Source organism: Rhizobium halophilum (genome assembly GCF_021648825.1).
GTDB classification, from domain to species: Bacteria; Pseudomonadota; Alphaproteobacteria; order Rhizobiales; family Rhizobiaceae; genus Neorhizobium; species Neorhizobium halophilum.
The window spans coordinates 25,215-39,809 of record NZ_JAKJHS010000007.1; the positions used below are offsets into that span (position 1 = coordinate 25,215).

General features: G+C 61.4%; 16 protein-coding genes. 5 read left to right on the forward strand and 11 right to left on the reverse strand.

Annotation, left to right across the window (positions count from 1 at the left end; translation table 11 throughout):
* Positions 1-52 precede the first annotated feature (52 nt).
* Entirely contained in the window at positions 53-1,198 is a 1,146-nt protein-coding gene (locus LXM96_RS14000; protein WP_239999185.1) for a glycosyltransferase family 4 protein, read from the reverse strand.
* 5 nt (positions 1,199-1,203) lie between these two features.
* On the reverse strand, positions 1,204-1,752 hold the full coding sequence (locus LXM96_RS14005; RefSeq protein ID WP_394801966.1) for a polysaccharide biosynthesis/export family protein: 549 nt from the start codon (positions 1,750-1,752) through the stop codon (positions 1,204-1,206).
* 185 nt (positions 1,753-1,937) lie between these two features.
* On the opposite strand from LXM96_RS14005, the gene LXM96_RS14010 reads away from it, so the two are divergent.
* Positions 1,938-4,082 (forward strand): GumC family protein, encoded by a 2,145-nt coding sequence (locus LXM96_RS14010; RefSeq protein WP_239999187.1) that lies wholly within the window; start codon positions 1,938-1,940, stop codon positions 4,080-4,082.
* A 3-nt stretch (positions 4,083-4,085) separates the two neighbouring features.
* On the opposite strand, the gene LXM96_RS14015 is transcribed toward LXM96_RS14010, so the two are convergent.
* Complete coding sequence (locus LXM96_RS14015; protein WP_239999188.1) at positions 4,086-5,234, reverse strand: GNAT family N-acetyltransferase; 1,149 nt, start codon at positions 5,232-5,234, stop codon at positions 4,086-4,088.
* 166 nt (positions 5,235-5,400) lie between these two features.
* Positions 5,401-5,613 (reverse strand): DUF2842 domain-containing protein, encoded by a 213-nt coding sequence (locus tag LXM96_RS14020; protein ID WP_239999189.1) that lies wholly within the window; start codon positions 5,611-5,613, stop codon positions 5,401-5,403.
* Between the two features lie 141 nt (positions 5,614-5,754).
* Between LXM96_RS14020 and LXM96_RS14025 the strand changes: the two genes are divergently transcribed.
* On the forward strand, positions 5,755-6,855 hold the full coding sequence (locus LXM96_RS14025; protein ID WP_239999190.1) for a COX15/CtaA family protein: 1,101 nt from the start codon (positions 5,755-5,757) through the stop codon (positions 6,853-6,855).
* Between the two features lie 58 nt (positions 6,856-6,913).
* Here the strand turns inward: LXM96_RS14025 and argC are convergent, their stop codons facing one another.
* The 5 genes from argC to LXM96_RS14050 form a co-directional block, all read right to left on the reverse strand.
* The gene (argC, locus tag LXM96_RS14030) at positions 6,914-7,843 is read right to left on the reverse strand and encodes an N-acetyl-gamma-glutamyl-phosphate reductase (RefSeq protein WP_239999191.1); all 930 of its coding nucleotides are present in this window, start codon (positions 7,841-7,843) and stop codon (positions 6,914-6,916) included.
* A gap of 64 nt (positions 7,844-7,907) precedes the next feature.
* Positions 7,908-8,861: an agmatinase gene (speB, locus tag LXM96_RS14035; protein ID WP_239999192.1), complete on the reverse strand. Its 954-nt coding sequence runs from the start codon at positions 8,859-8,861 to the stop codon at positions 7,908-7,910.
* Positions 8,862-8,969: 108 nt separating this feature from the next.
* Entirely contained in the window at positions 8,970-9,437 is a 468-nt protein-coding gene (gene rpsI, locus LXM96_RS14040; RefSeq protein WP_239999193.1) for a 30S ribosomal protein S9, read from the reverse strand.
* A 2-nt stretch (positions 9,438-9,439) separates the two neighbouring features.
* Entirely contained in the window at positions 9,440-9,904 is a 465-nt protein-coding gene (gene rplM / locus LXM96_RS14045; protein WP_239999194.1) for a 50S ribosomal protein L13, read from the reverse strand.
* Positions 9,905-10,126: 222 nt separating this feature from the next.
* Positions 10,127-10,552: a PaaI family thioesterase gene (locus tag LXM96_RS14050; RefSeq protein WP_239999195.1), complete on the reverse strand. Its 426-nt coding sequence runs from the start codon at positions 10,550-10,552 to the stop codon at positions 10,127-10,129.
* A gap of 146 nt (positions 10,553-10,698) precedes the next feature.
* Here LXM96_RS14050 and LXM96_RS14055 point away from each other — a divergent pair, with 146 nt between their 5' ends.
* Positions 10,699-11,127, forward strand: coding sequence for a CoA-binding protein (locus LXM96_RS14055; RefSeq protein ID WP_239999196.1), 429 nt, complete (start codon positions 10,699-10,701; stop codon positions 11,125-11,127).
* A gap of 6 nt (positions 11,128-11,133) precedes the next feature.
* Here LXM96_RS14055 and LXM96_RS14060 read toward each other — a convergent pair whose 3' ends face one another.
* Positions 11,134-11,559: a DUF6455 family protein gene (locus LXM96_RS14060; RefSeq protein ID WP_239999197.1), complete on the reverse strand. Its 426-nt coding sequence runs from the start codon at positions 11,557-11,559 to the stop codon at positions 11,134-11,136.
* 119 nt (positions 11,560-11,678) lie between these two features.
* On the opposite strand from LXM96_RS14060, the gene LXM96_RS14065 reads away from it, so the two are divergent.
* Positions 11,679-12,962 (forward strand): O-acetylhomoserine aminocarboxypropyltransferase, encoded by a 1,284-nt coding sequence (locus tag LXM96_RS14065; RefSeq protein WP_239999198.1) that lies wholly within the window; start codon positions 11,679-11,681, stop codon positions 12,960-12,962.
* A 5-nt stretch (positions 12,963-12,967) separates the two neighbouring features.
* Positions 12,968-13,312 carry a cupin domain-containing protein gene (locus LXM96_RS14070; RefSeq protein WP_239999199.1) on the forward strand — a complete coding sequence of 115 codons (345 nt, stop codon included), beginning with the start codon at positions 12,968-12,970 and terminating at the stop codon, positions 13,310-13,312.
* On the opposite strand, the gene LXM96_RS14075 is transcribed toward LXM96_RS14070, so the two are convergent.
* Entirely contained in the window at positions 13,313-14,560 is a 1,248-nt protein-coding gene (locus LXM96_RS14075) for a cytochrome P450 (protein ID WP_239999200.1), read from the reverse strand.
* Positions 14,561-14,595: the final 35 nt, after the last annotated feature.

The window sequence follows — 14,595 nt, forward strand, 5'->3', positions numbered from 1 at the left end:
GCGCTCGGTTCCTTCGATCTGAGCTGACTAGCAGGAAACTGCTAAGAAACCTTTAGGAGCGGTCCGTGAGGAGGCTTCGGTAAAGGTCGAGCATGCTGTCGGCCATGGCAGCGCTAGAGAAAACTGCGCGAAACGTATCGGGTTTGGGCATGACACGATTCTGCCAGTCCGGTTCACTTTCAGCGGCAACCATGATCTTCGCCAAATTCTGTGCATCCCCGGGGGCGGCCAGTGCCTTGCTTTCGGCGCCCAGAATTTCTGGAATCCCGCCGACGCGTGAGGCGACTACGGGCTTTTGTGCGGCAAGCGCTTCGATGACGATGTAAGGCATGGCCTCTGCGCGTGACGGAACAACGACCGTGCGAGCCATCGCGAAAGCATCCCGGGCTGGCATCGCGGGGAGCATACGGATGCGCGCCCCGATCCCACGTTCCCTTATCGTTGCATCGTAACGGTCACGATCCGGACCATCGCCAACCATCAGGGCTTTAAGGGGACGTCCCAGCAGTTGTTCGGCGCGGACGAAGGCGTCAATGAAGACATCCGGACCCTTGAGGTCTCGCATCATGCCGATGTAGAGAAAGTCCGCAGCATCGGTTGCGGAGGCTACCGGCTCGAACTCCCATTCTTTGACGCCGTTTAGAATGACGCGCCAGCGAGCTGTCGGCGTCCCCACCTTGGCTTCGTAGGTGCGTCTCTCATATTCGCACACGAACACAAGCGCGTCCGTATACCGCTCCTGAAGCCGCTCAAGGCGCAGCACCGCTTGGCCTGCGAGGCTTGAACGGTCGAAGTGAAGACTGCCGCCATGGGGTGAATAGAGACGGGCTACGCGTGACCTGTTTGCCCGTAGAGCTGAGCCGATCAGACGCGTCAGCATGCCGCCTTTGGCGCCATGTCCGTGCAGAATGTCCGGCTGCAGGCTCTTTATGTGTTGGTAGCTTTTGTAAAGCGCGGAAAGATCCGAGGGTGCAATGGCGCGACGCATGGGGATGCGTATGAGCCCCAGCGATAGATGTGGCTGAATGCTGTCAAAAAGCCGCTCCTCATGCGCGCCGCCCGTCAAGCTGTCACAGAGGATGCCGACATCATGGCCGGCGGCCCGATGCTCCTCGACCAAATCGCGGACATGGCGAAATATCCCCCCGACGGGAGACCTGAAGCAATGCAGGATCCGCAGCTTTCTCTCATCTGCCATGGCCGTTAGAACAGCCGTTCCCGGACGTAGATGGTGTCGCCGGCAAGGACGGGACTTGAGATGGGAGCGCGTCCGGTAACAGGGCGGCCATTGACCTTGCGGGTGACGTCGATGTCGCGCCTGTTGCCACGAGGGGTAAACCCGCCGGCGATCGCGATCGCATTTTGGGCCGTCATGCCCGGCACGTAGGAATACTGACCGGGCCGGCCAACCTCGCCCATGACGAACACAGGCCGATATCGGTCAACCTCGATCGTGACATCGGGATCGCGCAGGTAGCCCTGCTTGAGCCGGGCCGCGATTGCACCCTCCAGTGCCGGCAGCGTTTGGCCACGGGCTGCGACCTGCCCGATCAACGGAAAGGCAATATAGCCAGCCTGGTCGACGGCATAGGTGTTCGAAAGTCCCGCCTGGTCATAGACGGTGATCCTCAGGCGGTCGCCACTGTCGAGCCGGTAGGGCTGGACTGCAGACTGCTGGAGGCCTTTGGGCAGGGGTGGATGTGTGGAGCAGGCGGCGGTCCCGCCACCCATCAAGGCGAGGGCCAGCATCATCAGGCGTTGTCGGCGGGCGAAGATCATTCGCGGCAGGCTCCGGCTTCAAGTCGATGTTTTATTGATCCATCAGGGTTAATTCCTGGTAAAGCTCTCAGGAGTTGAGGTCGAAGCTTAGCGATATTAACGCTTGGCTTACCATACCGCTTTACGATCACGCTGATTTCTCGTGTGCGGAGCTTCGGATGTCGGTCGTAATGGGCAGCAATCAGGACGTGGACATCGATCTGGGCCGGCTCGTGTCGGCTGTTTGGGAGCGCCGTCGGCGGGTCGGTAGCGTCGTGCTGATCGCTGCTGGCGCAGCCTTGGTCGCGACCACCATGATGACGCCACTCTACAAGGGCGAAACGCGGATACTGATCGAGTCACGATCTCCCAATCTTTCCAACGCAGCGGCGCCTGCTGGCGGAAATGATCCAGTCCTTGATGCGCTTAATATATCGAGCCAAGCCGAGCTGCTCCGGTCCGCAGACCTGGTCCGCCAGGTTGTCGCCGATCTTCGCCTGGACGAGACGGACGAATTCAACCCTCAGGCTCAGCCGTTACTGCCAAATCCCATGGTTCTCCTCGGTCTGAAGCAGGACCCTTTGGATCTTGCACCGGAGGATCGGATCATCAAGGAGTTCAGGGAGAGGTTGCAGGTCTATACAGTAGAGAACTCCCGCGTCATCGTGGTGGAATTTTCCTCGGAAGATCCCAAGCTGGCGGGCTCGGTCCCCAACCGGATAGCAGAGGTCTATCTTAAGCTTCAAAGTGGCGCCAAGCTTGATACCAACTCGGAAGTGACGAAATGGCTGGAGCCGGAAATCGCGACGCTGACGGCAAAGGTGCGCGAGGCGGAAGCCAAGGTTGCTGACTACCGCGCCTCTGCAGGCCTGTTTCAGACGACCGACAACAGCAGCTTTACGTCGCAGCAGTTAAACAACATCTCGACAGAGCTAGCCCGTGTGCGGGCGGAGCGCGCGAATGCCGAGGCGCGGGCCGAGAACGTACGAACCGCAGTCGAGGCAGGGCGGGAGTCCGACACTCTTGCGGAAGTGGTCGGATCCCAGGTCATCCAGCGGTTGCGGGAAACGGAAGCCAGCGTGCAGGCGCAGGTCGCGGAGCAGTCGATCGTACTGCTTGACAATCATCCGAGATTGAAGGGACTGCGTGCCCAACTGGCGGGAGTCCGCCAGCAGATCAGCAACGAGACACGAAAGATCCTTGCCAGTCTCGATAGCGAGGCGGAAGTTTCGCGCATCCGAGAACGCCAGTTGATACAGCAGCTCAACGAGTTGAAAGCAGCATCAGCCAGGGCCGGTGGCGAGGAGGTGGGGCTGCGGGCACTTGAACGAGAAGCGACAGCGCAACGCCAGCTTCTGGAAACCTATCTCGCCCGCTATCGGGAGGCGGCATCGCGTGCAGATCCCAATGCTGCGCCGGCCGATGCTCGGATCATTTCCAGCGCCTTCGAGCCGTCCGAACCCTATTTCCCCAAAGTGTTGCCGATCGTCATCATCGCCGCACTTGCAAGCCTAATCCTGAGCGCGGTCGCCATCATGGTCGCAGCATTGTTCTCCGGCCGCGCCCTGCGGCCGGTGGGGGCGCCCGTTCAGCCTGCCACTGAAGTGAGTGCGCACCGAACGCAGAAGCATCCGGCGCCCGCTGACGCCGCCACGGAGGCTGCCGATCCCATCGACCTTGCGGCGACCACCTCCTTCCTCTCCGCCCAGCAGCACTCGTTGGAAGCTGCAGCCGAGGTGGTTGCCAAGGACGAGACCTTTGCAATCGGAGGCGTCGCTGGGACCCTCGTGCGACACGGTATTCCCTGTGCCTTCATCCTGTCTCCCAGTGGCGACGCGGGTTCAACCGCGAGCGTCATCCTCGCGCGGGAGGTGGCCGAGCGTGGCAATTCCGTGATCCTGCTGGACCTCACCTCCTCCGGCTGCCCCAGCAAGCTGATGACGGATGAGGCGCTTCCCGGCATCACCGATCTCCTCGCCGGTCAAACCGCCTTCGGTGATGCGATCCACTCCGACCGCCTTTCGGACGCCCATATCGTACCGCAGGGAACGGCGGATGCGGCCACGGCGATGCGTGCTGCAGATCGCTTGCGGATCATCGTCGACGCCTTGGTCGATGCCTACGATCTTGTGCTCGTGGAGTGCGGTGCGGCTCAGGTTCAGAGCCTTGAGCGGTTGGGTGGGCATCCCGGAACGGAGATCATCCTCTCTGTTTCCCGCCACGACGAGCCGCATGTTGGCGATCTGGTGCAGCAATTGGCCGCTTCGGGCTACAAGAATCTTCTGATCATGGCAGCCGGGCAGGAGCGGCGCAAAGCTGCCTGACCGTTAGAGCCGGACGGCCGCGCGGACTTTCTGGATTGCCGCGTAAAGCCTCCGGTCACCTTTGATGGCAAGCCGCAGACGAGCAAAGCGCTTGAGGACGGGCATCGCAGTCCGTCCTTTCGGCGTAATCGCCAGCATCATGTCCTGGGTCAGGGTCCGCTGCGGGCACCAACTGTGTTTATAGGGTTGGTCACCCACGCCGAAATCGAAGACGCTGCCTCCCTCCTGACAAGCCTGCTCGATCATGAGCCAAAACAGGAGTTCGCCAGGGCTTGCATCCGGGCACAGCTTATCGTCGATGGAGCCGAACTGGCAAAGGAGATGGCCACCTTTGCGGGACAGTCCGCTGATGGCAACCATCGTACCCTCATTCACACCGTGCAGCCGCAGGGCGTGCATCCGCAGCATATAGTCGCGCTCCCCCCCAGAGTGATCTATCAGGCTGTGAAAGAACTCCTGAACCTCCGGAGGATGAAAGACATTGGGAAGACCGAATGCGGCGAACCGCTCCGCCTTCTGCTGGAAGAACAGATCGAGGAGGACATGCTGCTCGCGGGCTTCAACAGGACAATAGTGGGAGAAGCCACCGATTGCGTCCAGTCGACGACGCTGGCTCCTGTGGCGTTTTCGGCGGGTTTTTGCGTGCAGCTGCGCGATCGTTTCCTCCATGGAGGGCCGGAGCGGAAGCTGAAAGGAGGGATTCGGATTCTGGCTCGTGGCGAGGGCAACGAAGGGATTTTGGCTCCCATTCCAGACATCCGGTAGGCCGTCTAGCACGAGAATGTCGGCATGTTTCGCCAGGCACGTCCTGATGGAATGGGTGAAGCTGGCGAGATCGCGCCCGCTGAGGTGGGGAAAGTCCGAGCTGAAAATGCCCGTATTGACATTATTGAAGCGTTGACCGGGAAAACGGGCTGTTCGAAGGCCGAACCGCGAGGTGACCTGCAGCGGCATGAGCATGACGGGACGTCCGGCGATCTCGCCCCGGAGAATCAGCGGTGACAGGCCCCGTGTTCGCCACCACGCGGTACACCAGTCGAAGCTCTGATTGAGCGAGTTGCGAGGCAAAGCCTCCAGAGAACGCCATTCCGCCTCCACGAGTCTCGGCGAATAGAGGACATCGAAGGTGACCCTACTTAAAGCAAACGGCATGGAGGGCGCTCGTCCTTCCAAATCGACAGCCGGGTGCATGTTGCGAGCGAGCATGTTCGTCTACCTCTTCTGGCTACAAACATAGACGATGCAGGTGAACGTCAAGTTCACGACAGAGGAGCCATGAAGACTTTCGCGGGCGTAGTTAAGGAAGATTAAAGTCCGCTCACCGCTGCTTTCGCGGCCCGGCCATCCACTTGATGATCAGCATCGCAGGAAGAATCCAAAGGAGGCCGGAGAAAAAGAAGTAAAGAAGGTGAACCCACCATGGGTAGTTGGCCAAGGTCAGCGTTGCGACCGTCGTTGCCAAGAGCGCGTAGATGATCACCAGGAAGATGATCATGAACGTCCCGATAAAGCTCCGTACCCTTGGCGGCATCGTCGTTCCTCCCGGCTGAGGGGCAAATGGCCGCGACCGCATGCCGCAAAGCGCTGGGGGTTGTTTTGCACGGGTGCCTAGGGCAAATCAACGCCCGTCTGCACGGATCTCCCAGCAGCCTTCGCCCTTTCAGGAGCAGCGATGTCAGTGGCAAATGTAACCACAGCCGAAATCCTAAGTCATACGCGTCGGCGAGGGCGCGACCGCAAGCTCGTGCGGATCTGGCTTGGAGTGGTCATCTTCACCCTGTTCTGTCTCGTCATGGTGGGCGGTGCAACACGCCTCACGGATTCGGGGCTGTCGATTACGGAATGGAAGCCGATCCATGGGGCGATCCCGCCGCTTTCCGCTGAGGAGTGGCAGGAGGAATTCGAACTCTACAAGCGCATTCCGCAATACGAGCAGATCAACAAGGGGATGACGCTCGAGGAGTTCAAGGAAATCTTCTGGTGGGAATGGGCGCACCGCTTCCTGGCCCGCGCGATCGGCATCGTCTTCGCCCTGCCGCTTCTTTACTTCTGGCTGACGGGAAAGATCGAGTCACGCATCCGCCGGCCGCTTGTGGGGGTTCTGGCACTGGGCGGCTTCCAGGGCTTTATCGGGTGGTGGATGGTCTCTTCGGGGCTGAGCAAGCTGACCAGCGTTTCGCAGTACCGGCTGGCAGTGCACCTGACCATTGCCTGTGTGATCTTTGGCGCCTGCGTCTGGATCATGCGCGGCCTCTCTCACCACAGCGGCCATCCGGTCGCGGCCGGGCGAGGAAAGGCGGGCGCAATTCTGCTGGCGGTGCTCTGTCTGGTGCAGATCTACCTCGGCGCGCTGGTTGCCGGCCTGGATGCGGGGCTGAGCTACAACACTTGGCCGATGATGGACGGCGCTCTCGTGCCGGGCGGGCTGTTCGTGCAGCAGCCCTGGTGGATCAACCTCTTCGAGAACCCCAAGACCGTGCAGTTCGCTCACCGCATGGGAGCGTACACCCTGCTGCTGGTCGCTCTGTGGCATATGGTGACAATGCTGCGGGATGCTCCGGCAACCACCCACGCACGCCGCTCCGTCGTGCTGCTCGGATTGATCCTCATCCAGGCGCTTATCGGGATCGTCACACTGCTGTCCCAGGTGCACCTGCACACCGCCCTCCTGCACCAGGGCATGGCTCTGATCGTCCTCGGTTTCGCCGTAGCGCACTGGCGCGGCTTTATCGGGGAGTACCCGCAAGAGGTGTCGGTGGAAGTCAGGACATGAAAATGCGAAAAGGCTGCAGGAGCGGCCTTTTCGCATTTACGCCCTTGGCCTCACCCGATCAGGCCGACAGCATGATGTCCATGTTTTGCACGGCAGCACCCGAGGCGCCCTTGCCGAGATTGTCGAGCACGGCCACCAGGTTGACGTGCTCCCCGCCGGCGCTGCCGAAGACGAAGAGCTTCATCGTGTCTTTGCCCGCGAGTTCTTCGGCATCTATGCGACCCAAGGATTTGGTTTCTTCCAGCCCAATGACCTCGACGACGTCCTGTCCTGCATAATGCGCCACGAGCGCCTTATGGATGCTCTCGCGCGTGAAGCCGTTCTTGAGGTCCTGGAGAAAGAGGGGGACCTGGACGATCATCCCCTGCGGGAAGCGGCCGACGGAGGGAGAGAACATAGGGGACCGGTCAAGGAGACCGTGCACCTGCATCTCCGGGACATGCTTGTGCTTGAGCGTCAGCCCATAGAGGAAGTGACTGGCTTTGATTGCGTCTTCCCGGCCCTGGTCTTCCATTTGGGCAATCATCTGCTTTCCGCCGCCGGTATAGCCGGAGACCGCGTTGACGCTGACCGGATAGCCATCGGGAACAATCCCTGCTGCCCGCAGCGGACGGATTAGACCAATTGCGCCCGTGGGATAGCAGCCGGGATTGGCGACGAAGCGGGCATCCCGGATCTTTGCCGCCTGTGCCTTGTCCATTTCGGCGAAACCATAGGCCCAGGCGGGATCAACGCGATAGGCGGTCGAGGTGTCGATCACCCGCACCTTGTTGTTACCGGAAAGCATGGCGACGGCTTCGCGCGAAGCATCATCGGGCAGGCAGAGGATCGCGATGTCGGCGCTGTTCAGCAGGTCCTCGCGCATCGCGGTATTGCGCCGCTCAGCCTCCGGAATCGATAGAAGCTCCACGTCGCGGCGAGCCGCCAGACGCGTGCGGATCTGCAGGCCCGTTGTGCCGTGTTCGCCGTCGATGAAGATCTTCGCCATCTTGTCAGTCCTGTCGTCTGTTCAGTCGCCGTGGGGTCGAACCTGTGCGCGTCCACCGGCTGTTTCAGCGCCCTTCGGCAAGTCGCTCGGCCCGCAGCCCAAGCATATACATGGCGACCGTAGCCCCAGCAATGGCGGTGACATCGGCGTGGTCGTAGGCAGGCGCGACTTCCACGACGTCGGCTCCGCGGATGTCTAGCCCCTGCAACCGGCGCAGCACCGACAGGATCTTTGCGCTCGACGGCCCGCCAGCAACCGGCGTTCCGGTGCCGGGCGCGAAAGCCGGATCGAGGCAATCGATGTCGAAGGTTAGGTAGGCAGGGCTACCCTGCGTATGAGCCAGAATTGTCTCGGCGATCTGCTCGGCGTCCGTCTCCTCAACCTCGTGTCCATAGACGATGCGGATGCCGCAGTCCTCCGGCGCATGGGTCCGGATGCCGACCTGGATCGAGCGGCCGGTGTCGATCAGGCCCTCGCGGGCCGCACGGGCGACGAAGGAGCCGTGGTCGATGCGGCGGTTGTCGTCAAACCAGGTGTCCTGGTGAGCGTCGAACTGCACGAGGGCGAGGGGACCGTGCCTGGCGACATGGGCCTTCAGGAGCGGCCAGGTGATGAAGTGGTCGCCCCCTAGCGTCAGCAGGAAGGGACCGCCAGCAATCAGGCGTGCAGCCTCGCGCTCGATGGTCGCGGGTGTTTCCTGATGGTTGCCGTAGTCGAGCAGGCAGTCACCATAATCCACCACCGCCATCTGCGCGAAGAGATCCCGTCCAAACGGATACTGCGGGTCATTGTCGAAGATCGCGGAGGCTCGCCGTATCGCCTGCGGTCCGAAGCGGGCGCCGGGCCGATTGGACGTTGCAGCGTCGAAGGGGATGCCCCAGACGACGGTATCGGCGCCAGTAATGTCCTTGCTGAACCGCCGGCGCATGAAGGACAGGGCGCCCGCGTAGGTGGGGTCCGTGGCTGCGGAGGTGAGGCCTGTGGCCGTGAAAGCGTGGTCGATGGTCTTTTCGGGCATGGGCGCAAACCTGTTGAAAAGAATTGGAGCGGAGTCTTGCGCGGCAGAAGCCAAAAGAAAAGGCGGAGCCGAAGCCCCGCCTTGTCTGCATTCCGAATCCGACAGCGATTAACGCTTGGAGAACTGGAACGAACGACGGGCCTTAGCCTTGCCGTACTTCTTACGCTCGACGACGCGCGAGTCGCGGGTCAGGAAGCCGCCTTTCTTCAGAACGGGGCGCAGGCCCGGCTCGAAGTAGGTGAGAGCCTTGGAGACACCGTGACGAACGGCGCCGGCCTGACCGGAAAGGCCACCGCCGGTGACGGTTGCGACAATGTCGAACTGGCCCGAACGGGCAGCGGCAACCAGCGGCTGCTGCAGGATCATCTGCAGGACGGGACGGGCGAAATATGCCGAGAAGTCACGGCCATTGATAACAATCTTGCCAGAGCCAGCCTTGACCCAAACGCGGGCAACGGCGTTCTTGCGCTTGCCGGTCGCGTAGGAACGGCCTTGTGCGTCGACCTTGCGGACATGAACCGGAGCCTGGTTTTCGGCCGCCGGAGCGAGATCCTTCAGAGAGGAGAGATCGGCCATTATCAGGCGCTCCTTACGTTCTTCTTGTTCAGCGATGCCACGTCGAGAGCGACCGGCTGCTGGGCTTCATGGGGATGGTTCGAGCCGGCGTAAACGCGCAGGTTCTTCATCTGGCGACGGCCAAGCGGGCCGCGCGGGATCATGCGCTCGACGGCCTTCTCGACAACGCGCTCCGGAAAGCGGCCTTCGATGATGGCGCGTGCGGTGCGCTCCTTGATGCCGCCCGGATAACCGGTGTGCCAGTAGTACTTCTTGTCGTTGTATTTGTTGCCGGTGAGGACGACCTTCTCGGCGTTGATGATGATGACGTTGTCGCCGTCATCAACGTGAGGTGTGTAGGTAGCCTTGTGCTTGCCGCGCAGGCGGTTAGCGACGATGGTGGCGAGGCGACCGACGACGAGCCCTTCGGCGTCGATGATCACCCACTTCTTCTCCACCTCTGCAGGCTTCTGAACGAAAGTAGACATTGTTTATCTTTCCACTGGATCCCTATGCCGAGAAGCAAGAGGCGTTTTTTGTTGCTTGGCTTGGCGGCGAGCCGCCAAAAAGAATGCCGACCCGCAAGATCAGCAATCTGCGGCCCTTATACCGGTACCTCCCATCCCTCGTCAAGAACGGTGGTTCGGCCGGTACGAAAAATTAGTCAGTAAATACAAGGAAGTAGCCATGTGGTTTTATGATACCACAATCTAACTGGGGGGGAGTGAGTAGGTGGCGGTGGCCTGACAGACCGGCTCCTCCGCTTTTCGTTGTGTCACCACGGCATCGATGACCGCCAGTCGTTTCCCGAGCTTCAAGATCCGGCAATCGCAAAACAGTGGTGCCAGCCTGGGCTTGCGCAGGAAGTTGATGTTGAGGCTGGTGGTGACCGCGAGAGCCACGGGACCGACATGTGCAAGGATCGCGGCGTAGGCGGCAACATCCGCCAGCATGAACATGGCCGGTCCGGAAATAGTGGCGCCCGGGCGCAGGTGGCGCTCAGCCGGGTCGAAACGCATCGTCAGGCCTGCCGGGCGCACGTCGGTAATCTCCAGTACCCGGCCATCCAGGTGAATCTGAGGGAACTCTCGGTCCAGGAACTCGTGGATTTCTTCGCGTGTCATGATCGGCTGCATGCATACCCTCGTACTCGGACCGGCTGCCGCAGCTCTAGCAGGAGGGACATTCCGCCAAAAGTCCGGGATATCGAAAATCGCGAGGGGACGCATTGGCCGGCGCGCTTCCTGAACCTAGGTAATGCTGATGACGATGGAGGATCGCAATGAACCATGACCGCTACGAGAGCGACTATATCGCCGACATCCTGAAGACGACCAGGACCATCGCGCTCTTGGGTGCTTCTCCGAATTCGGACCGTCCAAGCAACGGCGTCATGCGCTTCCTGCTTTCGAAGGGCTATGAGGTCATCCCGGTCAACCCGGGCCAAGCGGGCAAGGAAATTCTAGGCCAGAAGGTCTACGCGAAGCTCGCGGATATTCCGCAGCCGGTGGATATGGTCGACGTCTTCCGTGCCGCCGAGTACCTGGACGGGATTGTGGACGAGGTCCTGGCCCTGCCGCAGAAGCCCAAGGCGATCTGGGGCCAGCTTTCCGTGCGCGACGACAAGGCCGCCGCCAAGGCGGAGGCCGCGGGCATGAAGGTCGTGATGAACCGATGCCCCGCGATCGAATATCCGAGGCTGCTGGCCTGAAGTCTCTCAGGAGACCAGCAAGCGGGGCTCGGCCCGCATTCCGTTCAGATGCTCGGCATTGCCGCAGTAGTGGATGAACTCTTGATCCGCTGCGTGCCGGGCCAGGTCACGGCGGCACCGTTCCTTGGATGTGCAGGTCGTACAGGTGATCTGCATGTCCCGGAACGGGCCGGGATGTGCGAGCGACGCCTCGTCGGCGTCGATGTTCAGCGCCTTCATGAGGGCGACCATCTCGTCGGCGCCGTGAGGTCCGGCCTTGACCAACTGCAGGATCTGCTCGGGGCTGACGCAACAGTCGCGTGCGATCTCACGTAATGTCTCGTCGTCAAGGTTGCCGATCACATCGGCCTCCGTGGTGGCTTCCCAAGCCTTCGCGCACCAGTGCAGAAACCGGGAGGTGAGCGTTTCGTGTGGTCGCGTTGTCATGCCCATGGCAGACTCCTCGTTTCTTTCCCACGAGCGTAGCTGCCGGAAACGAATTTTCCTTGATCGGGATCAACCAACCAGCTTTGTTATGGCACGCTGAAAGCCCGCATGAGGAGGAGGAAGACATGAAGACAGACAATCCAGGATTTGCGACCTTGGCAGTCCATGCGGGGGCGCAGCCTGATCCGACGACGGGGGCGCGCGCGACGCCGATCTACCAGACGACCTCCTTCGTCTTTAATGATGCGGATCATGCGGCGGCTCTCTTCGGCCTGCAGCAGTTCGGCAATATCTACACCCGCATCATGAACCCGACGCAGGCGGTCCTGGAGGAGCGCGTTGCGGCACTCGAAGGTGGCACGGCCGCCCTCGCGGTCGCTTCGGGCCACTCGGCGCAGATGCTGATCTTTCACACGATCATGAAGCCCGGTGACAACTTTATTGCCGCCCGAAAGCTTTACGGCGGTTCAATCAACCAGTTTGGGCACGCGTTCAAGAACTTCGGGTGGGAAGTGCGCTGGGCTGATCCCGCCGACCCTGCCAACTTCGAGAGCCAGATCGACGACCGTACCCAAGGCATTTTCATCGAAAGCCTTGCGAACCCGGGTGGAACCTTCGTGGATATCGCGGCGATTGCGGAGGTCGCGCATCGCCATGGCCTGCCCCTCATCGTCGACAATACCATGGCGAGCCCTTACCTTGTACGGCCGCTCGAGCATGGTGCCGACATCGTCGTGCATTCATTGACGAAATTCCTTGGCGGCCACGGCAACTCCATGGGTGGCATCATCGTCGATGGCGGCACCTTCGACTGGTCCGCATCCGGACAGTATCCGATGCTGTCAGAACCGCGCCCCGAATATGCCGGCGTCGTTTTGCACCAGACATTCGGCAACATCGCCTTTGCCATCGCCTGCCGCGTGCTCGGGCTTCGCGATCTCGGCCCGTCGATTTCCCCCTTCAACGCCTTCATGATCCTGACGGGCATCGAGACGCTTCCGCTGCGCATGCAGCGCCATTGCGACAATGCTTTGGCGGTCGCCAAGTGGCTGAAGGGGCATGACAAGGTCGCATGGGTGAATTATGCGGGCCTTGATGAGGACCCGAACAACGCCCTTCAGAAGCGCTATTCGCCAAAGGGGGCCGGTGCCGTCTTCACCTTCGGCCTGAAGAGCGGCTACGATGCCGGCAAGGCCTTCGTCGAGGGATTGCAGATGTTCTCGCATCTCGCCAATATCGGGGACACCCGCTCGCTAGTCATCCATCCGGCCTCGACCACGCACCGCCAACTCTCGGAAGAACAGCAGGTCGCTGCCGGCGCCGGGCCTGACGTGGTGCGACTGTCGATCGGCATCGAGGACCAGTCGGACATCATCGCCGACCTCGAGCAGTCGCTCGCGAAGATCTGATCGCCATGTCTGCCGCTCTCCGCTTTGACCTTTCGTCGATAGAGCCGGAGGAGGGTGCTCCGGCGCCCGACCGGCTGATCTGGGGTGATCCGAGGTTCCGGACCTGGAGTTTGGAGGAGGCGGAGGGCGGCCTTTATGCCGGCGTCTGGGAATCGACGCCGGGCAAGTGGCGGATCACCTACGAGGAGTGGGAGTATTTTCACATCCTCGGGGGGTATTCGGTCGTTACGGAGGAGGGAGGCGAAGCCTTCCACCTCCGCGCGGGCGATCGCCTCGTTCTCAGACCCGGCTTCAAGGGAACCTGGGAAGTCGTTGAAACGACTCGCAAGGACTACGTGATCAGGCTCTGATCACCAGGCCAGATCCAGCCGCTCCAGGCCGTAGAAGTGATAGACATCCTTCACGCGCGGCGTCTCGGCCATCCCGAGGCCGGGAAGGCGGCGGAAGAGGATCGGCAGCACCGTATTGAGCTCCAGCCTGGCGAGCGGCGCCCCGATGCAGAAATGGATGCCGGCACCGAAGGAGAGGTGGGGAGCCTCCTGCCGCTCCGGGTTGAAGACCAGCGGCTCGGCGAACTTGTTCGGATCGAGATTGGCGGCGGCGAGAATGAGGCTCACCTTGTCCCCGCGCTTGAGGAAAACGCCGTCCACCTCGACGTCCTCCAGGGCCCAGCGCTGGAAGATGTGGACGGGAGCGCAGATGCGCAGCGTCTCCTCGACCGTCCGCTCCGTTGTCGCTTCGTCGCGAAACATCTCCGCAGGTGAAAGGCCGCTCTCCAGGATGACGCGCACGGAATTGCCGATTTGGTGGACGGTTGCCTCGTGGCCGGCATTGAGGAGCACGATCGTAGTGGAGACCAGCTCGTCCTCGCTCAGATATTGCCCCTTGTGCTCCGTATGGATCATGTGGCTCAGCAGATCGTCGCGCGGCGCGTTCCGGCGCTCTACAATCAGCGTCTTCACGTAGTCGGCGAATTCCCGCGCCGATCGGTCCGCGGCAAGCTCGTCCTCCCGGGTTCGCTTGAACATGTACATACCGACATAGTCGTGGCTCCATTTGAGGAGCTGCGGACCCATCTCGTCGGGAATGCCGATCATCCGCGCGATCATCGTCACTGGAATGATGTCGGCAAAGGAGGAAAGGAGTTCAGTCCTTCCGTCCTTCTCGAACCCGTCGATCAGTTGTTCCGCCAGTGCGGCGATCTCCGGCCGCAGCCGTTCGATGTGCCGTGACACGAAGGCGCGGTTGACCAGCGTCCTGAGCCGCGTGTGCTCCGGCGGCTCGATCTCAAGCAGCGAATGTCGTTCGGCAAGGTCGAAGTTTGCCAGATGCGGCTGCGGTTCCGGCAGCCCCAGTTCCTCGCGGCTGGCAATGTGGAGTATCTGCCGTCCGAACCGACGGTCGCGGAGCAGTGCGTTGACGTGGTCATAGCCAGTAAAGAACCACTGCCTCTGCTCCTCCCAATAAAACGTGGGGCAGCGCTCGTGAAGCGCGGCATAGACGCGGTTTGGATCGCCATAGAAGGCGGGGTCCCGCCCAATGAGCGAGACCCGGCGGGTGGTGGGATCGATTTGGAGGAAGGAGGGCCTATTGGTCATGGCCAGAGGCCTACCGCAATCTCGCAACCTCTGAA